This is a genomic window from Enterobacter sp. 18A13, from assembly GCF_007035975.1.
GTDB lineage: Bacteria > Pseudomonadota > Gammaproteobacteria > Enterobacterales > Enterobacteriaceae > Enterobacter > Enterobacter vonholyi.
Genome location: NZ_AP019634.1, coordinates 2,083,144 through 2,102,849 on the forward strand (window position 1 = coordinate 2,083,144; position 19,706 = coordinate 2,102,849).

A 19,706-nucleotide genomic window follows, 5' to 3' on the forward strand; every position below is an offset into this window, starting at 1 on the left:
CTACAGCAGCTGTTTGCTACGCAGGAAATCGCGGGCGACCTGCTGCGGTGACTGATGGTCGATATCCACCTTCTTGTTCAGTTCGGTGATAACGTCGTTGTTGAGCTGGGCAGAGAGGGTGTTGAGCGCCTCTTCCAGGCCCGGATTGGCCTCCAGCGTGTCCTTACGGACTACCGGGGTGACGGCATAGCTCGGGAAGAAGCCTTTATCATCTTCCAGCACCTTGAGGTCGAAGCCCTTCACGCGCCCGTCGGTGGTGTAAATCAGTCCGGCGTCGACGAAGCCGTCGCGCACCGCGTTATAGACCAGACCGGGGTCCATCTGACGGATCTGCGGGCGGTCCAGGTCCATCTTATAGGCGGCCTGAAGCGGCTTCATGCCGTCGCTGCGCCCGGCAAATTCCAGGTCTAAACCCAGCAGCCAGTTTTTGTCCGGGTTGGTTTTACGGATCTGCTCAATCTTAGCCACCATCTCCGACATGGTGTTGATATGTTCCGCCTCGGCGCGCTTGCGCTGCATGGCGAACGCATAGGTGTTGTTCATGTCGGCGGGCTTGAGCCAGACCAGACCGTGCTTCGCGTCCAGACGTTTCACCGTCTCGTAAGACTCCTCTGGCGACATGCGCTTGTTGATGTGGTTAAAGATGATTAATGACGTGCCGGTGTACTCCCAGGTCATGTCAATCTGCTTGTTGATCATCGCGTTACGGGAAATCACCGTGGCGATATTGGTTTGCGGCTGAACCTGGAATCCTTTCTTTTGCAGGTACTGCACGGTCATCGCCGAGAGAATATGCTGCTCGGTAAAGCTCTTGGTTGCCAGAATCAGCGGGGCCGCCATCGCCTGGCTGGTGAACAGCGCCGCGGCACACAGCGCCGTCAGGCCGGAAAACAGTCTCATAAAAGCTCCTTGTTATTGTTATCGGGGGAGATGGGGACTCATCACGCGACCCAGCGCCGCCAGCAGGGTATCGAGGATCAGGGCGAACAGGGCGGTGGCCGCCGCGCCGAGGATCAGGGTCGGGAAATCGTTCAAATAAATGCCGGGGAAAATTAGCTCGCCGTAGCTGCTGGCGCCAATAAGGAACGCCAGCGGCGCGGTACCAACGTTAATGGCGGTCGCAATGCGAATGCCGGAGAGCATCACCGGCCAGGCGGCTGGCAGCTCAACCTGACGCAGACGCTGCCATTTGGTCATCCCGATGCCGTTTGCCGCTTCCAGCAGCGACGGCGGGACCGAGCACAGCCCGGCATAAGTATTACGCACGATCGGCAGCAGCGAGGCGAGGAACAGGGCGATGATGGCGGGCGTATCGCCAATGCCAATCACCACCATCGCCAGGGCCAGCACGGCCAGCGGCGGCAGCGTGTTGCCTACGTTGAAGATTTGCATCACATATTCGGAGATTCCCCGCGCGGCCGGGCGGCTCAGCAGAATACCCGCCGGAATACCCACCAGCAGGGCAAAGAACATTGATGAGAAAACCAGAATCATATGCTGTTGCCCGAGATAGATCAGGTCAACCTTACGCGCCTTGATCGTTTCCAGCCCGATCCCCCAGACGAGGAGGGCGAGAACCACGATAATGGCGCCGACAAACAGCAGCGAACGTTTGAGTAATGGGTGCATTGCGGTGTGTCTCCCTGTGCGCATGCGTTATAGCAACCACCGGTTGCCTGTTGTTATGCCATGTTTCGGCAGGGGTATTTCACCTATAGCAAGCGTTTGGGAAGGGTTCCAGCGAAGGGGTAAAATCAGTAACCCTATGAAAACAGTGACAACCTGGTGTTAAGCCTTATGGCGTAAGGGCTGATTGTGTAGCGGGCAGAATAGTCCTAAAGCGAATCTTTCGATGTGACAACGTCACATCGAAAGAGCTCTTACACCGAAAATATGGCACTACCTTCATAGAGTGGCACGCACTCGTCGAACCCGCGACGAGACGGTGATAATTGATACCACGGCGACAACCGCAAGCATCAACCCCAGCGCCAGCATGGCGTTGAAGCCAATCCATCGGAACAGCAGCAGCCCCGCGATACCGCCCGTAATGAAGGAAAACAGGGTGGTTAAGTGGGTTTTTAGCTGACTTTTTTGTGCCGCCGTATCTTTGGAGTAATCCCTGCGCAGCATCGCCACCATTACGGAGGCCAGGGAAATCCCCGCGTCCGTTAGCGTGCCGGTAATGTGCGTCGATCTTACCCGTCCGCCGGAAAGCTGCGTGGAGGTGGAATTATGAATGCCCATCAGAAAGCAGAGAAAAAGAATAATTTCGCGGTTGCTGTTGAGCGCATGGAAATACATTTCGTAGAAGGAAACGCCGGTCAGTAATATCCCCTCGACAAAAAGGATCTGGCAAAAAACCAGCCTGACGTTATGGATAATACCCCATATGACGATCGTGCGCGCAATAATGGCGCCAGCCACAAATGAGAGAATGATCGAGCCGAAGAAAATAATATCGCTCAGATCGGTAGAGGAAACTTCGCTGGATAACTGTGAGGTGTTGCCGGTCATGTGTGAGGGAAAAAAACCAAATGCCCCAAGGGCGATGGCGTTAAGCAAACCTGCCGAGGTCGCCAGCCAGAGAGCAAGCCGGCGATCCTCCTTATGCGTTCGTTCTTTCTTGAGTCTTATCAGCAAGAATACCTCCGGGTTGAGCTTTGCCTGCCTATTCAGGCTAGCAAAGCGATTCAACGGGCTGTCCAGGATAGAGCTTAATTATTATTCCCTCTGATGACTTTCAGGGTTTCGTAATTAAATAAAACAGCCCCGTTGCGGTATTCATTCAGGCATTAAGTTTTACACCATGCCGTTATTGCCGTGACGCAAAAATGCCGGACGCTGGTTAAGGCGCTCGAACCAGGCCACAATGGCGGGTACGTCTGGCTTATCAAACGGCGTCATTTTCCAGCGATTCACCGACAGCCCAAGCACCACGTCCGCAAGGGTAAACGTCTCGCCCGCCGCAAAAGCCCCGGTGCGCTGCAGCTGGTTTTCCAGAATGGTGATGCAGTGGTTCCACTCCTTGATTCCTGCCGCAATGCGCTCAGGGCCGTTAAAGTCCGGGTTTTTACGCCCCAGGGCCGGGAAGACATAGCGCCAGGCGTTGTTAAATTCAGTGGCCTGCCAGTCCATCCAGCGCTCAACGTTGGCGCAGGCCTGCGGTTCTGCGGGCAGCAGATCGTGACGTTCGGCCTTGCGCGCCAGATAACGGCAGATGGAATTGGACTCCCACAGCACGAAATCGCCATCAATCAGCACCGGCACCATGGCGTTGGGGTTCAGGGCGCGGAAGGCATCCGTTTCCGTCGAGGCGAAACCGCTGCCGTAATCTTCCTGCTGATAGGTTATGCCCGCTTCTTCGCAGGTCCAGAGCACTTTACGAACGTTGATGGAGGTGGTTTTGCCGAGGATGGTGATCATTGCGCAGGTGTCCTTTAGAGGAATGAATTGTCTAAAACAATACACCCGTTGTGCGTCAGAGGCTGGGGCAAAATTTGGTGGGGGCAGCTGAAGGTAGTAGTGCGAAGCATTTTCGGAGAGCACTTCGCAGTCTAAAACTGATTTAAACAGGCTGTTGGCTACAGTGGCTGGTATAGAAACTTATACCGTTTCCATCCGGATCCTGCAGGGAAAAATAATGATGTCCAAATAGCGTTTCCTGCGCAATTTCCTGAGCTGAATATCCCTTTGCGATGAGGCCAGTTCGATACGTTTCAAGTTCCGATCTGGAATGGCCCGCGATCATGAGATCAATTTTTTCTGCAGCAAAATCTGGCCGCTGACCAACGCGGCTGATATGCAGACTCTGCGTTTCAGGCACATCCTTTTCGGTCAACAATAAATGGGTGCCGCCGCGTAACTCAATAATCGCCATGCCCGGAAATTTGTCGAGCGCACGCAGGCCTAGCCCCTGGTAAAATGCATAGCTGGCATCAACATCGTTCACTTTCATCACAAAATGTGCGAGTGCTGCAGAGAGTAATAATTCATTCATTTTCTTGCCTTTCATAGGTTTATCAGGGAATGAACGCATTGCAATCTTGTCGGGCAAGGCTTGCAGTGCTAATGTGACTGGCCAGTCGAAAATATTATCCGACTGATCAGTCGAATTAAGCAAGGGGAAATCGTGACGCGCAAAAAAGAAATCGATCGGGAGCAGGTTTTAGATGCTGCTGAAAGCATCATCCTTGAGTCTGGAGGGCGCGTATTTACGCTGGATGCCGTCGCGGAACGTGCTGGCATCAGTAAAGGCGGCCTTGTGTATACCTTTTCATCAAAGGATGGCCTGATATACGCCGTGCTTGAGCGCGAAGTGACGCGTTTCCAGCAGGCAGTCAGTCAGCGTCTTACAGATACCGCCGCAGGGCCACGAGAATTAATTCTTGCGCACATCGAGGAAGCGCTGGAGGAAGAGGATGCTGTAACACAGATGGCGGCGTTTCTTATTACGGCTCTCGTGCATGCGCCAGGTATGCTGGCGCCCGTTCGCAACCTGTATCGCACACTTCTCGAACCGCTACGCGAGGCTGGAGAGGAGATGGCCGATGTCAGGCACGCGTTTCTCGCTGTAGAAGGCATATTCCTGCTACGCGGACTGGGGCTCGCTGATATCCCGGCAGGCGAAATAAAATCGGTATTGCGTCACGCGCGTGAAATGATTTTGGCGGCGTTGGCACGAACCTGCTGAGACAATACAATAAAAGCACCTGTTCAATAGATGCTTTTATTCAGAAAATATGTCTTAGATTTTGCCCAGCAGAATATTCAACATGCGGCGCAAGGGCTCCGCCGCTCCCCACAATAGCTGATCGCCAACCGTCAGAACCGAATATATTGGATCGTTGTTGAGAGACATTTTCTTGTAACGGCCAATACCAACCTGAAGCGAACCGCTGATATAAGCCGGGGTCAATTTACTGACGCTTTCAACCTTGTTATTGGGCACATAGTTAACCCAGGGATGAGAATGCGTCACTAACGCTGCAAATTCTTCTTCGCTGACGTCACGCCTGAGCTTCATGGTGATTGCGGCGCTGTGGCAGCGTATCACGCCAACACGAATACACAATCCATTTACCGGGATCGCACCAGGAGACAAACCAAGAATTTTGTTTGTTTCGGCTTCACCTTTCCACTCTTCACGGCTATTACCATCCCCTAAATCGCTGTCAATCCACGGTATAATGCTGCCCATTAAAGGCGCGCCGAAATTCTGTATCGGCATGTCAGCGCTGTTAATTAACGCACTGACTTTATTGACTAAAGGCAGCACTGAACCTGATGATGCCAGTTCATCAGAGGACAAATGCTCACTGATCCAGGCACTTTGAACAATTAATTCCCTGACATATTGCGCCCCCGCACCTGATGCAGACTGATAGGTCATAACGCTCATCCATTCGATCAGGTCAGCCTTAATCAACCCTGCCAGCCCCATAAGACTCAGCGTGATGGAACAGTTGCCACCGACAAAAAGTTTAATTCCCTCTTTAACGGCACGATCAATCGTGGGGCGATTGACGGGGTCGAGAATAATGCAGGCTTTCTCATCCATCCGTAGCGCTGAGGCCGCGTCAATCCAGTAGCCTTGCCAGCCACAATTAATCAAAGCAGGATAGATTGCTTTTGTGTAATCACCGCCCTGACAGGTAATGATGATATCCATTTCGGCCAGGTCACTGATGGAATTAGCATCTTTGAGTGTATAGCTGACGCCGCCAATGACTGGACCGGCGGCCCCGGCGCTTGAAGTACTGTAAAAATGCGCTGAGATATCGTCGAAGTCGTTCTCTTCGATCATTCTCTGTAATAAAACAGAACCAACCATTCCTCGCCAACCAACAATACCAACCTGCTTCATTTGTTTAGCCTTATCAACGTTACAAGAATGTTAATTTCCGCAGCAGGTTATATCTCATCCAAACATGAAGATCACTACGAACTGCAGCTAATCCCTTCATTATTAAAATGTTTCATAAGACATCAGCAATATTTATACCTGATGAAGCCATCAGTTAAAAAACGATCGCAGGCATGACGTGCAATGACTGTCAATTAAGAATGAAAGAGCAATTATTAAGAAGCGAATCTCTGGCAAAGGGGGAGCCCGGAATTGGCTGCCGGGCCTGGTGAATAGTTCAAAATTGGTGATGATTGTTCAGACAATCAGGCCGCTTTCACAGCCCTGATTTTTTTCGTGTCAGCCGCATCGGATTCTGTTTTATCCGCTACCGCTGAAGCAGTGAGATCGGGAAGCTTGCTGGTACGCAGAATATGCTGCACGGTCTCTTTCTGCTCGGCGAGATACAGGCCAAGATTTTCAGCCTGCGTTTCATCCATCTGCATTCCGCTTTGCAACAGCCAGTCGGTGAACGCGTCGGCCATATCAAGCAGCTTGTCGTGAGCGTCAGCCTCTTTCTTACTGGCAAATGTCATTTTCTCTTCACCTTTTCTTACGACAACAAATTTTGTTTCAACAGCCATCGTGCACCTCGCTATACTGTGTTTATATACAGTATACCAGCACCGGTTCGATGTTGCAGCAAAATATGCATTACTGGCGAAGCTGCTGCGTTTCGGGGCCACCTATACTGCGCCGCCATGCCCCAGGCGCCTGACCATACTGACGCTTAAAGCTGCGGTTGAAGGACTGTTGGGAGTCAAAGCCCAGCGCGATCGCCACGTTCAGAATCGGTTCGTCGCTGTGGGATAACCGCTCAACCGATTTTTGCAGCTTTTGCGCACGAATATACCCGGCGAGGGGATAGCCCGTATGCTCTTTGAACAGGCGCTGGAGGTGCCATTTCGAGTAGCCGGAACGCCTGGCGACGGTCTCAATGTCCAGGCGACTGTCCAGGTTGTTGTCGATCCAGTCGAGTAAATCATGCATAAATGCGCCAGTGTTCATCTGGTTACCCCCACGCAGCGGATGAAAAAGTATCTTTGTCTGTTGCATTTAAAGGTGGCGCGTTTTTTCAGTAATTGCAAGTTTTATTGTTGCATTTAAATCCCTGACCGAAACGGGTCTTTTCACATCCGCTCAAATAGCACATAAAGTGCAACAATTATTCTTGCACTTAGTTAAGCGCCTTCCTACAATCGCCGCGAATAGTGTATTCGCAACTGTTACAGTTTTGTGGCGATGAACGACACAAATGGCCTGAAGACAGCCCCCGGACAAAGGAAGTGGCGCGGTGCCTCCTGCTGCGTCTTGCCCGGTGGCGACAATTACTGGAATAAAAATAATGAGCCTGCAAAAAACCTGGGGTAACTCTCCTCTGAGCGCGCTGGGGGCAATATTGCTCTCCGTGCTGCTCGTCGGATGCGATAACAGCGTCGCGCAAAATGCCGCGCCACCTGCGCCTGCCGTGAGTGCCGCTGACGTGGTGGTGAAATCGATTAGCCAGTGGGATAGCTTTAACGGCCGGATTGAAGCGGTGGAGAGCGTTCAGCTGCGCCCGCGCGTTTCCGGCTACATTGATAAGGTGAATTACACCGACGGCCAGGAAGTGAAGAAGGGCGAGGTGCTGTTCACTATTGATGACCGTACCTATCGCGCCGCGCTGGAACAGGCGCAGGCGAACCTGGCAAGAGCCAAAACGCAGGCCAGCCTCGCGCAAAGTGAGGCTAACCGTACCGATAAGCTGATCAATACCCATCTGGTCTCCCGGGAAGAGTGGGAGCAGCGTCGCTCGGCTGCCGTTCAGGCGCAGGCCGACATCCGCGCCGCGCAGGCGGCGGTTGACGCAGCCCAGCTCAACCTGGACTTCACCAAAGTGACCGCGCCTATCGACGGTCGCGCCAGCCGGGCGCTGATCACCAGCGGGAACCTGGTGACTGCGGGCGATACCGCCAGCGTCCTCACCACGCTGGTCTCGCAGAAGACGGTGTACGTCTACTTTGACGTGGACGAGTCAACCTATCTTCACTATCAAAATCTGGCCCGCAGCGGGCAGGGGGCGTCCAGCAATCACACGGCGCTGCCGGTTGAGATTGGCCTGACGGGCGAGGAGGGTTATCCCCATCAGGGCAAAGTGGATTTCCTGGATAACCAGCTCACGCCGAGCACCGGGACAATCCGCATGCGCGCGCTGCTGGATAACTCACAACGTCAGTTCACGCCGGGACTGTTTGCCCGCGTACGCCTGCCGGGCAGCGCGGAATTCAAAGCCACGCTGATTGACGACAAGGCGGTGCTGACCGATCAGGATCGTAAATACGTTTATATCGTCGATAAAGAGGGGAAAGCGCAGCGTCGCGACATTACGCCGGGTCGTCTGGCAGACGGTTTACGCATCGTGCGGCAGGGGCTGAATCCTGGCGACAAAGTCATCGTCGAGGGTTTACAGAAAGTGTTTATGCCGGGTATGCCGGTTAACGCCAAAACCGTTGCCATGACCGCCACCAGCGCCCTCAACTGATCCCTTGACCTGAGAATCCAACCCATGGACTTTTCCCGCTTTTTCATCGACAGGCCGATCTTTGCTGCCGTCCTGTCGATTCTGATTTTTATCACAGGGTTAATCGCCATCCCGCTGCTGCCGGTGAGCGAATATCCTGACGTCGTGCCGCCAAGCGTGCAGGTGCGCGCGGAGTACCCGGGCGCTAACCCGAAAGTGATTGCCGAGACCGTGGCGACGCCGCTGGAAGAGGCGATCAACGGCGTTGAGAACATGATGTACATGAAATCCGTCGCGGGCTCGGACGGCGTGCTGGTGACCACCGTCACCTTCCGTCCGGGGACTGACCCCGATCAGGCGCAGGTTCAGGTACAAAACCGCGTCGCGCAGGCCGAGGCGCGTCTGCCGGAAGACGTGCGGCGTCTGGGCATTACCACCCAGAAGCAGTCGCCCACGCTGACGCTGGTGGTGCATCTGTTTTCGCCAAACGGTAAGTACGATTCGCTGTATATGCGCAACTACGCCACGCTGAAGGTGAAGGACGAGCTGGCGCGTCTGCCCGGCGTCGGCCAGATCCAGATTTTCGGCTCAGGCGAATACGCGATGCGCGTGTGGCTGGACCCAAATAAGGTGGCGGCGCGCGGGCTGACCGCTTCGGACGTGGTCACGGCGATGCAGGAGCAAAACGTACAGGTCTCCGCCGGTCAGCTTGGCGCCGAGCCGCTGCCGAAAGAAAGCGATTTCCTGATCTCCATTAACGCCCAGGGGCGTCTGCACACCGAAGAAGAGTTTGGCAATATTGTCCTGAAAACGACGGAGGACGGTACTGTCGTCCGCCTGCGCGACGTGGCGCGGATTGAAATGGGCTCCGGGAGCTATGCTCTGCGTTCCCAGCTTAACAATAAAGATGCGGTCGGGATTGGTATCTTCCAGTCGCCGGGGGCGAACGCCATCGATCTGTCTAACGCGGTGCGCGCGAAAATGGACGAACTGTCGACGCGCTTCCCGGCGGACATGAAGTGGGCGGCACCTTACGATCCGACGGTCTTCGTGCGCGATTCGATCCGTGCGGTGGTGCAGACCCTGCTGGAAGCCGTGGTGCTGGTCGTGCTGGTGGTCATTCTGTTCCTGCAAACCTGGCGCGCGTCGATCATTCCGCTGATCGCGGTGCCGGTATCGGTGGTGGGTACCTTCAGCATTCTTTACCTGCTCGGCTTCTCGCTGAATACCCTCAGCCTGTTCGGGCTGGTGCTCGCCATCGGTATCGTGGTGGACGACGCCATCGTGGTGGTGGAAAACGTCGAGCGAAATATCGAAGAGGGGCTTGCGCCGCTTGCGGCCGCGCACCAGGCGATGCGTGAAGTGTCCGGGCCGATTATCGCGATTGCGCTGGTGCTGTGCGCGGTGTTTGTGCCGATGGCGTTTCTGTCGGGCGTTACCGGTCAGTTCTACAAGCAGTTTGCGGTGACGATCGCGATATCGACGGTGATCTCCGCTATTAACTCGCTGACGCTCTCTCCGGCGCTGGCGGCACTGCTGTTAAAGCCGCACGGCGCGCCGAAAGATTTCCCGACCCGGCTTATCGATCGTCTGTTTGGCTGGATTTTCCGTCCGTTTAACCGCTTTTTCCTCCGCAGCTCAAACGGCTATCAGGGGCTGGTGGGTAAAACGCTGGGACGACGCGGCGCGGTATTCGTGGTTTATCTGCTGCTGCTCTGTGCCGCAGGCGTCATGTTTAAAGCGGTGCCCGGCGGGTTTATTCCTACGCAGGATAAGCTTTACTTGATTGGCGGTGTGAAGATGCCGGAAGGCTCTTCGCTGGCGCGTACCGACGCGGTGATCCGCAAAATGAGCGAAATCGGGATGAATACCGAAGGCGTGGACTATGCGGTCGCGTTTCCGGGGCTGAACGCGCTACAGTTCACCAATACGCCGAATACCGGGACGGTGTTCTTCGGCCTGAAGCCGTTCGATCAGCGTAAACATTCCGCTGCGGAAATTAATGCGGAAATTAATGCGAAAATCGCGCAAATCCAGCAGGGCTTTGGCTTCTCCATTCTGCCGCCGCCGATTTTAGGGCTGGGTCAGGGGTCGGGCTATTCCCTGTACATCCAGGATCGCGGTGGTCTGGGCTATGGCGCGCTGCAAAACGCGGTGAACACCATGTCCGGTGCGATTATGCAGACCCCGGGAATGCATTTCCCGATCTCAACCTACCAGGCTAACGTTCCGCAGCTGGACGTCCAGGTTGACCGCGATAAGGCGAAAGCGCAGGGCGTGTCGCTGACCGATCTTTTCGGGACGCTGCAAACCTATCTGGGGTCGTCGTACGTCAATGACTTCAACCAGTTCGGACGAACCTGGCGCGTGATGGCGCAGGCCGACGGGCAGTTCCGCGACAGCGTGGAAGATATTGCGAATCTGCGCACCCGCAACAGCCAGGGCGAAATGGTGCCGATTGGCAGTATGGTGAAAATCACGACCACCTACGGGCCGGATCCGGTGATTCGCTATAACGGCTATCCGGCGGCGGATTTGATTGGCGATGCCGACCCGCGCGTGCTCTCATCTGCGCAGGCGATGACGCAGCTGGACGCGATGTCTAAGCAGATCCTGCCAAACGGGATGAACATTGAATGGACGGATCTGAGCTTCCAGCAGGCCACTCAGGGCAATACGGCGCTGATCGTCTTCCCGGTGGCGGTGCTGCTGGCGTTCCTGGTGCTGGCGGCGCTGTATGAAAGCTGGACGCTGCCGCTGGCGGTGATCCTCATCGTGCCGATGACCATGCTCTCCGCACTGTTTGGCGTCTGGCTGACCGGGGGCGATAACAACGTCTTCGTGCAGGTGGGGCTGGTGGTGCTGATGGGGCTGGCCTGTAAAAACGCCATTCTTATCGTGGAGTTTGCCCGCGAGCTTGAAATTCAGGGCAAAGGCATCATGGAGGCCGCGCTGGAGGCGTGCCGCCTGCGTTTACGCCCGATTGTGATGACCTCCATCGCCTTTATCGCCGGGACCATTCCGCTGATCCTCGGTCACGGCGCTGGCGCAGAAGTGCGCGGCGTCACGGGGATCACGGTATTCTCCGGCATGCTTGGGGTGACGCTGTTTGGTCTGTTCCTGACGCCGGTGTTCTACGTGACGCTGCGTAAGTTCGTGACGCGTGGGAAAAAAGAGGAAAGGGACGTTTTGCCCGCGTAAGGACGTTGCCGATAATAAAAAACCGCCTTCATAGTGAAGGCGGTTTTTTTTCGCATCAGGTAAAACGTTATGACGTTTTTTGATACTGGGCAATAAGGTCGGGGAGTGGATCCCATCCGCTGCTGTCGGCGTTTTTCACCGCTTCCAGGGCGCTTGCCACGGTATGGCGGGCCAGTACTGCTAACGAAGCCTCTTCGGCTTCTTCAGAAATTGATTTGAAGTACCAGCAGGCGTTGGCGCTGACCACGCAGCGGGCCGGCACGTCAGGGCGGGAGGCCCACAGCTTTTTATCTTCGATAACCGAAAGGTAGATGTCGCGCAGGGTGATCTCTTCCGGCGGGCGACCAAGATGAATGGAGCCGTTACGGCCAAGCGTTGAGACGATAATGCCGTCTCGCGTCAGCGGAACCATCAATTTGCGGATGAAGCTCGGGTTCGCTTCCAGACCGTAGGCCAGAATCGCACTCGTCGAACGTTCACCCAATTGCTCCGCCATCGCTACGCTGAGAACCATCTGCAAAGCTGTCGGGAAGCGGTAATCTAACATTTCTCTGTCCTGGGTTGCGGTGAATCTTGTTCTTTTTGGCACCGCAGAGGTGAATAAGCAATAAACAACAATATAACAAACACGGTAATTTTTTTGAAGCAATCTGCGGCATTTGCGATCAAACCCCCTGTTCTGCTTTAGCTAAACGTGCGGTTCGGGAAGTCTACCGTCACCAGGAGGCCACCTTCTGCAGAGGTTGTCAGGTTTACGCTGCTGTTGTGTTGCTGCGCCACCGCTTTAACGATGGCAAGCCCCAGCCCGCTGCCGCTCTGCACCTGATTAGGATCGCGGAAAAAGCGGTCGAACACGCGCTCCTGCAGCTCGACAGGAATACCCGGGCCCGCATCGGAGACGCGCAGCTGGACGACGCGATCGCCCGCCCGCACGTCGACCTGAATCCGCCCGCCCTCGGGGCTGTACTTCACGGCATTCTCAATGAGATTATCAATCAACGACACCAGGCGTTCCCTGGCGCCGGGAATCCAGACTTCATCCTCGGCAAAGAATTCCAGCTCGATCCTGCGCGCAGACGCTAAGGGTTCCAGCTCGGCCATGCGTTCCTGGACGAGCGTCGTCAGCGGCACGGGCTCCATGACCGTATCAATACTCGCTTCACTGTGCATCATCAGCAGAAGCTGATTGACGAGACGCGCGGCGCGGCTGTTGCTGCGGATCACGCCGGCAAGCAGCTCCTGCTGGCTTTCGCTGATGACCCAGGACTGCAGCGCCTCCACGTTGATGCGCATCGCCGCGAGGGGCGTACGCAGCTCGTGCGCGGCATCCGCGATGAAAACCCGCTCCCTTTCCGCGCTTTCACGCACCCGGGCAAGGAAGTCATTGATCGCGTCCACCATCTGGCGAAGCTCTCTGTGCTTCGGTACGGCTTTTAACGGGGAGAGATCGTCCGGCGTGCGTAACGTAATTTCACTGACCACCTTATTCCACGGACGCATCGCAATGCGGATGGAGAGCCATGCGGGAAACAGCAGAAAAGGGAAACAAACCAGCAGCGGCAGAATGTAGTATCCGCGCGAGTTCAGGTAGATAAAGAAGTTCCAGCCGCTGGCAGGGGTGAAAAGGGTTACCTCCACGTCGGAGTGGGGCGATTTCAGGGTTCGGCTGGTCCAGATGCGACCTTCACTTTGAACGTGCTCCATTTCACCTTGTCGGGTATTTGTTACCCCTGCGGGTGCTCCGTCGGATGAAAAAATAACGGTATTATTTTTGCGAACGATGAGGTTAATCGACAGCAGGGGATCTTCCCCTCCGCCGTAACCTTCACGCAGCGCCTTGCTGAAGGCCTCCAGCACGGCGGTACGGTCCTGCGGGCGTCCGTCCATACGCTCAGCCAGGGTAAAAACGGTTTCGTACGTTTTGCTGCCCGTGATGATAGGAGGGCTACGCAGGTCCTCCCACAGAATGAAGGTTAAAAAAAGACACCACAGCAGGGTAAGCAGCAGCATCTGGGCGATGATAATTCGCCGTACCAGCGTCGGTCGCCTCAGGTGATACCAGACGTTTTGCATCAACCGGTCACCTTCTGTATTGAGACGGTATCAATAACGTACCCGACGCCCCGGACCGTTCGCACATAGCCGTCGCCGATTTTTCGCCGTAAATTTCCCATATGCACGTCGAGCGCGTTGCTGAGGTTCTCTTTGTTGCCGAATATCCTTTCTTCCAGAAACCGCCGGGTCAGCACGCGGTCCGCGCGCAGCATCAACGTTTCCAGCAGCGCGTATTCACTGGCCGTTAAATCGATATGGCGCGCGCTAACCGTCACGCGACGCGTCGGTATATGAAGAGAGAGCCCGCGAATTTCAATCGCCTCATTCTCAAAACCGTAGCTGCGCCGTGCAAGAGCCCTCACTCGCGCCAGCAGCTCGGCGAGAATAAAAGGTTTGACGAGATAGTCGTCCGCGCCGGCATCCAACCCCCGCAGGCGATCCTGCAATGTTCCTCGCGCCGTCAGGATGATGACCGGGATCCCCTTGAGCTGCTGACGCAAACGCGTCATCAGGCTCATGCCATCTCCGTCGGGCAGGCCGAGGTCGAGCAAAATAAGTTCCGGCACGCAGACGTCAAGCTGATGCAGCGCATCCTCTTTACGGCGAACCCATATGACGTCAAACCCTTGATCTGAGAGAGCGATACGTACGCCATTGCCGAGATCCAGGTCGTCTTCGATTAGTAGAATTTTCACATTGGTAACGGTATCAACCGTGAATGAAGAACATCTTAAGAAAAAAACGGTATCAGGAAATCAGCCTGGTTTACAGCACCTGCTTGCGCTTCAGCGTTTCTTCATTTTCGGCTCATAAGAACCTTAGGGTGAGTATTCAAAATGGGCGTTCTGGCGGTTAACCGCATGCATCGTCATCATTTGAATCCATAAGGACTTCCTTAATGAGAAACATCGAACTGCGTCATACGTTCCCTCATTTACTTTCGGGCCGCTGCCTGAAAACCATCGTCCCGGGCGTCGTTCTGGCGTTACTGGCTACGCCTGTACTGGCGGGAGAACAGCGGCAGGGTAACGTCTTAACCCTGGGGGGCGGCGTGGACGTAGGACCACGCTATTCGGGTTCAGATAAAACCCGCGTCTCAGCGGCTCAGGTAGTGGATTATTCCATGGAAAATGGCTTCTTTATCGGCACCACGCGAGGGATCGGTTACGGTAACAACATCGGCAACCTGGATTACAGCGCAGCGCTGAGCTATAGAACGGGCCGTAAAGATAAAGACGTGAGCAGCGATTCGATCGGCTCCGGCAGCGACGAGCTGCGAGGAATGGGGGAGATTAAAGGCTCGGCTATCGTAGTGCCCGGGCTTGAGTACAAGGTGACCGACTGGCTTCACCTGCAGCTGCAGGCTGAGGTACCGGTTTCTGAAAGAGACAACGGTGAAGCGGTACATTTTGGTATTTCCAGCCCGTTCTACACCTCACCAAAAAATGAGGTGGCGCTGGCGCTGACCGGCAGTTGGGGATCGGACAAGTATATGCAGACGTACTACGGGGTAAACGCCGCCCAATCGGCCGCATCGGGTTTTGCCCGACATGACGCCGGGGCCGGGATTTATGCCTGGTCGATGAACCTTGACTGGACCCACAAGCTCACCTCGCGCTGGAGCGTACTTGCCTCAGCGGGTGTGACGCAGCTGACGGGGGATGCAGGGGACAGCCCGATTGTGCAACGCAAAACGTCACCCACGGGGAGTTTGAAGGTGACGTATAGTTTTTAGCGTGTGGTTTTGAGCGTGCACTAGCGGTAATTTAAGCCCCTCCGGTTGAGACGGTGGGGCGGTTCCCCTTACAGACAGTTACAGCACTGCACACATGGTTGACGGATTTATCTAAAGCTCCATTGGGCCGTGATGACAAAAACGGAGGGGATGATAATACCCACATCCATACCAAAATAAGACGTAAAATTATACTGAAATCCATGATATATGTAGGGAGAAAAACCTATCCCTGTTACTTTTTTAAAATCATGGTATGAACCATGGTCGCCACAATCATCGAAAGTATCAAAGAAAAATTCGCCTACATATCCATAGATTCCCTTAAAAACCCAACCGTTATTCCATCCAGCCCAGTCTCTTCTTACGCCGGCGGCCAGACATCTGTCATTAAAGCTGTTTTTCATTGTGCCTAGCACAACACTATATTTCGACGTATCCGAGAATTTCCGCTCCACGGATATAAACTTGTTTTCAAAGTTCTCCGTGTATTGTCCGTGATTATTTGTCAGATGATAAACGTATGAGCCAGTGTTAATTGAATACAGATTTATTTCATCTGCAGAGCAATTCAATGTCGCCAGATAAAAACTTCCGCACCAAAGCCATGCGGAGTATCTTTTCAGGACTATCTGCTTATGTGGAATATTATCCATATTCGCTCGCTTTGGCTAACGTACTGAAATTTTAAAGGGGGATTTTCGATCTGCAGTTGCAAAAATTTTAGCATATATACGGAAACTTGAGATACTCACGTAATGGGGCGGGGGCTGAGATCGCCTTACAGAACATGTTCAGCAAACCATTTCGCCCACACGCTTACAATGCTCAAAATCCGCTTTTTTATAACCCCTTAATTCATAGCCCCAGGTATAATGTCTGCTCAGATAAACGGCAAAGAGGAGGTGACAAGATGCTGACATATATCACCATAGGTACAAATGACCTTCAGCGCTCCGTGGCGTTTTATGACGCTGTTTTTAACGTGCTTGGCTATTCACGTTTGCCTGCCTGGACAGAGAACTGGGCAATGTGGGGAGATGAAAATCATCCGGATGAGGGATTCAGCTTCTGTATTTGCCCTCCTTTTGACGGGCATCCCGCAACGGCGGGAAACGGGACAATGTTCGCATTCCGTGCAGATAACGCGGACCTTGTCAGACGTTTCCATGCAGCAGGACTTCTTGCGGGAGGGAAAAATGAAGGCGCGCCAGGGACACGAACCGCGTACGGCCCCGATTTTTATGTTGCCTATCTTCGCGATCCTGACGGGAATAAGCTGGCATGTGTTTTTCAGCACTATTCGCCGGAATCAGATGAAAATTCAAAGGAACAATAGTTACTCCATGGATGAAATTTTAGGATGTTTAGCGGTGACGAAATCAGCCGTGCGATAAAGCTATATCAATAAAGGTGTCTACAGCAAATTGTGAAAGTAACGCTGTTGTTCCATAGTTGCTGAAGCAGTTTTGAGCGAGGAGTGGACGCTGGCCTTTTATACTCGCCGATCTGTCTGACGTATGTATCATAGATTCATGGGCGCATGACTATGCGCGGAGATTGCACATGCTTATTTATAACGTTTTGGACGTCATATGGCGTTAAGCGTAAGAACGATCGATGGCTGGTATTTCGCGCTAACCTGACCGAGATAGTTTTCTCGACTCTATGACATCGCTATTCCAGACGATATGAGAGAAGGTGAGATTACCAGCGTGCAGCACTGCAGCGTCCGGCCAGGCCAACCCCGGCTAAGGGGTAGTTTATGAACTATGTTTAATACCAGTCAGAAAAGTACGATGGCTGTAGTTTTATCAGGAACTGAGAGGCGGCGGCCTCAGTCCGGAGCATTTGAAAGCCAGAACCTCACTGAGAAGTGTGCCAGCATGACGTGGCAAATATCCCTGTCCGGAGAAGAATGTGTTCGGAAAACTATTGTTAAACTACATGCCAGGTTTACAAAATTTGTTAGCCTACGATAAAAGCTGGCTAAAACATGATGTTAAAGCCGGGTTATCCGTTGCGGCTGTAGCGCTACCCGTTGCGATTGCTTACGCTGAGCTGGCGGGTGTTGGGGCAATTGTAGGGCTCTATTCCTGCGTTTTACCAATGATAGCTTACGCACTGTTTGGCTCTTCACGCCAGCTTATTGTGGGCCCAGATGCAACGACATGCGCGGTGATTGCGGCCGTCGTGTTTCCGCTTTCTGCGGGGAATCCCGAACTACACTGGCAGCTGACAATTATCATGACATTGATGATGGGCGGGTGGTGCCTGCTTGCCAGTAAATTCCGCCTGGGCGCACTTGCCGATCTGCTTTCTCATCCCATTCTTACCGGCCTGCTTAACGGCGTAGCGGTGACGATTATTGTCGGGCAACTAGGCAAGGTGTTGGCGATTAAGCTTGATGAGGCGCAGGTTATTGAAAAAATAATCGCCTTGCCAGGCCGACTTTCAGATAGCCATTTATTAACCGTAGGGATATCCCTTTTTACGTTAATTATTTTAATGGCGATTAAAACGTATCGCAGCCAGTGGCCAGCGCCTTTAATTGCTATTGTGATAACAACGGCGCTGGTATGGGTGACCTCTGCGCAACAGTATGGAATTGCCACGATTGGGGGAGAAGGCTTCCATCCCGGTTTACCCATCGTTAACTGGGGGGCGTTCCAGCCCGGTCCGATGCGTGATTTAGTGATCCCGGCGCTGAACCTGGCGTTGGTCAGTTTTGTCAGCCTGATGCTGACCGCCCGCAGTTTCGCCGCGAAAAATGGCTATGAAATTAATGCTGATGCAGAGTTCCGCGCGCTGGGTATTGCGAACATTATGTCGGGGTTATCTCAGGGGTTTGCTATCAGTGGCGCCGATTCCCGGACCGCGGTTAATGATTCGGTTGGGGGGAAAAGTCAGCTGGTTTCGGTGGTCGCAGCTTTGATCATCGGTATTGTCGTGGTGTTTTTCACTCAGCCATTACAATACATTCCGGTATCTGCGTTAGGTATAGTTCTAATGTATGCCTCGTGGTCATTAATCGATTTACGTGGATTATGGAACCTGAGGCGCAGAAATAAGCAGGCATTTCGTCTGGCCTTTTTCACGTTTGGCTGCGTTTTAATTATCGGCGTTATCCAGGGGATCGGCCTTGCGGTGTTGCTTGGCCTGTTACAGTTCCTTCGTACAGTGTTTCGTCCCTCTGAGCACCTGCTGGGCACTGACGACGATGGAATGATTCACTCATTAGGAAATACGAACGATATTAAAATGGTCCCGGGCGTGCTGATGTATCGATTTAACTCGCCGTTGACCTATTTTAACGTGGCTTATTTTAAACGTCGGGTTTTGAACCTGGTTGATGGGGCTGCCTTACAGCCTAAATGGGTGGTCATTGATGCCGTTGCCTGCTTCACCTATTCAGACATCAGCGTTCTGGCAACCATTAATGAGTTAAAGCGCGATCTGAAAGGTCGACAGATAAAATTAATCCTTGCGGGCAGGAAAACAGAGTTAACCCGCTGGTTTAAAGAGAGTCGGCCAACAATGAATGATGATGACATGATTCTGGCGCCAGACCTCTACCTGGCACTTCGGTTCATTCAAAGTAAAGAGAGTGCGAGTGAATCAGGAGGAGAGGTTTAAACCATCCTGGCTTGCCCGCCATCCGCGAGCAAGCCACACCCCTTAGCGATACAGCGTCTTTTCCGCAACCGGAATAAGCAGCCCGGAGCGCCAGTCCGCGAGCGTCAGCTGCGCAAGCCTACCCAGCGCGGTATAAAACGGATGCCCGGCGTTGTCGACAAATACGGACAGGAAGCGGGTGCTCCATGGCAGCAGGTGCCAGGCCAGAAGCCGATCGCACTCAGCATCGCGACCATTCTCGGCCAGCCACGCTGCCAGCAGCAGCAATGTCCCAAAGTGGTCTTCCGGTTCGTTCTGCTGCATCTCAAACGCGATATTGTTCTCCCGCATCCACTGACGCAGGGCGAGGGTCGAGTCGCCGAACAGCACGGATTCGCGGTCGAGCCAGACGGAGCCCCACGGCGGAGCGGGCAGGGCGTAAGGGCCAATAAACAGCCGTTGCCACGCGTCCGTCAGCGGCTCGTCGGCAGGCGAGGCAAAGGATTCGGCAATGGGCTGCAGCGTTTCCGGCGGCAGAGGCCAGTCCTGAACCCAGTCGCCCGCGGTCAGGGCCTGGACCAGCGGAGCAGCCTGCTCGCTGTCGGGTGCAAAATAAAACAGCGCGCCCAGTACGCGGGCGCTAAACGCGAACGATTCACGCTGTGAGACGTTTTTCATTACATCTTCCTTGCTCG

Annotated in this window: 19 protein-coding genes; 6 read left to right on the plus strand and 13 right to left on the minus strand. The window is 54.0% G+C overall.

Annotated features, from left to right (window positions below; genetic code table 11):
- The 5 genes from osmX to FOY93_RS10280 all read right to left on the minus strand — a co-directional run bounded on the left by osmX (window position 1) and on the right by FOY93_RS10280 (window position 4,123).
- The gene (gene osmX, locus FOY93_RS10260; protein WP_048030685.1) at window positions 1-900 is read right to left on the minus strand and encodes an osmoprotectant ABC transporter substrate-binding protein OsmX; all 900 of its coding nucleotides are present in this window, start codon (window positions 898-900) and stop codon (window positions 1-3) included.
- Window positions 901-918: 18 nt separating this feature from the next.
- On the minus strand, window positions 919-1,629 hold the full coding sequence (gene osmY / locus FOY93_RS10265) for an osmoprotectant ABC transporter permease OsmY (RefSeq protein WP_143345036.1): 711 nt from the start codon (window positions 1,627-1,629) through the stop codon (window positions 919-921).
- A gap of 276 nt (window positions 1,630-1,905) precedes the next feature.
- A complete protein-coding gene (locus FOY93_RS10270) occupies window positions 1,906-2,643 on the minus strand; it encodes a YoaK family protein (protein ID WP_133294297.1) in 738 nt (245 codons plus the stop codon).
- Between the two features lie 159 nt (window positions 2,644-2,802).
- On the minus strand, window positions 2,803-3,426 hold the full coding sequence (locus FOY93_RS10275) for a glutathione S-transferase family protein (protein ID WP_143345037.1): 624 nt from the start codon (window positions 3,424-3,426) through the stop codon (window positions 2,803-2,805).
- A gap of 142 nt (window positions 3,427-3,568) precedes the next feature.
- Complete coding sequence (locus FOY93_RS10280; RefSeq protein ID WP_232057383.1) at window positions 3,569-4,123, minus strand: VOC family protein; 555 nt, start codon at window positions 4,121-4,123, stop codon at window positions 3,569-3,571.
- A gap of 9 nt (window positions 4,124-4,132) precedes the next feature.
- On the opposite strand from FOY93_RS10280, the gene FOY93_RS10285 reads away from it, so the two are divergent.
- Window positions 4,133-4,693, plus strand: coding sequence for a TetR/AcrR family transcriptional regulator (locus FOY93_RS10285; RefSeq protein ID WP_115874924.1), 561 nt, complete (start codon window positions 4,133-4,135; stop codon window positions 4,691-4,693).
- A gap of 54 nt (window positions 4,694-4,747) precedes the next feature.
- Here the strand turns inward: FOY93_RS10285 and asd are convergent, their stop codons facing one another.
- The 3 genes from asd to FOY93_RS10300 form a co-directional block, all read right to left on the minus strand.
- The gene (gene asd, locus FOY93_RS10290; protein ID WP_133294300.1) at window positions 4,748-5,866 is read right to left on the minus strand and encodes an aspartate-semialdehyde dehydrogenase; all 1,119 of its coding nucleotides are present in this window, start codon (window positions 5,864-5,866) and stop codon (window positions 4,748-4,750) included.
- Between the two features lie 305 nt (window positions 5,867-6,171).
- Window positions 6,172-6,489, minus strand: coding sequence for a YebG family protein (locus FOY93_RS10295; protein WP_143345038.1), 318 nt, complete (start codon window positions 6,487-6,489; stop codon window positions 6,172-6,174).
- 70 nt (window positions 6,490-6,559) lie between these two features.
- Window positions 6,560-6,913: a helix-turn-helix domain-containing protein gene (locus tag FOY93_RS10300; protein WP_115874926.1), complete on the minus strand. Its 354-nt coding sequence runs from the start codon at window positions 6,911-6,913 to the stop codon at window positions 6,560-6,562.
- A 337-nt stretch (window positions 6,914-7,250) separates the two neighbouring features.
- On the opposite strand from FOY93_RS10300, the gene oqxA reads away from it, so the two are divergent.
- Both oqxA and oqxB read left to right on the plus strand, forming a co-directional pair.
- Window positions 7,251-8,426, plus strand: a complete 1,176-nt coding sequence (gene oqxA, locus FOY93_RS10305) for a multidrug efflux RND transporter periplasmic adaptor subunit OqxA (protein WP_115874927.1) — start codon at window positions 7,251-7,253, stop codon at window positions 8,424-8,426.
- A gap of 24 nt (window positions 8,427-8,450) precedes the next feature.
- A complete protein-coding gene (gene oqxB / locus FOY93_RS10310; protein ID WP_136194776.1) occupies window positions 8,451-11,606 on the plus strand; it encodes a multidrug efflux RND transporter permease subunit OqxB in 3,156 nt (1,051 codons plus the stop codon).
- A 67-nt stretch (window positions 11,607-11,673) separates the two neighbouring features.
- Here the strand turns inward: oqxB and oqxR are convergent, their stop codons facing one another.
- From oqxR to FOY93_RS10325, 3 genes are all read right to left on the minus strand, one after another.
- On the minus strand, window positions 11,674-12,153 hold the full coding sequence (gene oqxR, locus FOY93_RS10315) for an efflux pump transcriptional repressor OqxR (protein ID WP_029739386.1): 480 nt from the start codon (window positions 12,151-12,153) through the stop codon (window positions 11,674-11,676).
- 137 nt (window positions 12,154-12,290) lie between these two features.
- The gene (locus FOY93_RS10320) at window positions 12,291-13,679 is read right to left on the minus strand and encodes a sensor histidine kinase (RefSeq protein WP_143345039.1); all 1,389 of its coding nucleotides are present in this window, start codon (window positions 13,677-13,679) and stop codon (window positions 12,291-12,293) included.
- Window positions 13,679-14,356 (minus strand): response regulator, encoded by a 678-nt coding sequence (locus FOY93_RS10325; RefSeq protein WP_111965744.1) that lies wholly within the window; start codon window positions 14,354-14,356, stop codon window positions 13,679-13,681. The genes FOY93_RS10320 and FOY93_RS10325 overlap by 1 nt, the downstream gene beginning before the upstream one ends.
- Before the next feature lie 203 nt (window positions 14,357-14,559).
- On the opposite strand from FOY93_RS10325, the gene FOY93_RS10330 reads away from it, so the two are divergent.
- Complete coding sequence (locus tag FOY93_RS10330) at window positions 14,560-15,396, plus strand: MipA/OmpV family protein (protein ID WP_143345040.1); 837 nt, start codon at window positions 14,560-14,562, stop codon at window positions 15,394-15,396.
- A gap of 107 nt (window positions 15,397-15,503) precedes the next feature.
- Here the strand turns inward: FOY93_RS10330 and FOY93_RS10335 are convergent, their stop codons facing one another.
- Window positions 15,504-16,052: a hypothetical protein gene (locus tag FOY93_RS10335; RefSeq protein ID WP_232057384.1), complete on the minus strand. Its 549-nt coding sequence runs from the start codon at window positions 16,050-16,052 to the stop codon at window positions 15,504-15,506.
- A gap of 257 nt (window positions 16,053-16,309) precedes the next feature.
- On the opposite strand from FOY93_RS10335, the gene FOY93_RS10340 reads away from it, so the two are divergent.
- Both FOY93_RS10340 and FOY93_RS10350 read left to right on the plus strand, forming a co-directional pair.
- A complete protein-coding gene (locus FOY93_RS10340; protein ID WP_136194779.1) occupies window positions 16,310-16,735 on the plus strand; it encodes a VOC family protein in 426 nt (141 codons plus the stop codon).
- Between the two features lie 581 nt (window positions 16,736-17,316).
- Window positions 17,317-19,032 carry a SulP family inorganic anion transporter gene (locus FOY93_RS10350; RefSeq protein ID WP_136194780.1) on the plus strand — a complete coding sequence of 572 codons (1,716 nt, stop codon included), beginning with the start codon at window positions 17,317-17,319 and terminating at the stop codon, window positions 19,030-19,032.
- A 42-nt stretch (window positions 19,033-19,074) separates the two neighbouring features.
- On the opposite strand, the gene dmsD is transcribed toward FOY93_RS10350, so the two are convergent.
- Window positions 19,075-19,689, minus strand: coding sequence for a Tat proofreading chaperone DmsD (dmsD, locus tag FOY93_RS10355; protein WP_143345041.1), 615 nt, complete (start codon window positions 19,687-19,689; stop codon window positions 19,075-19,077).
- Between the last annotated feature and the right edge of the window lie 17 nt (window positions 19,690-19,706).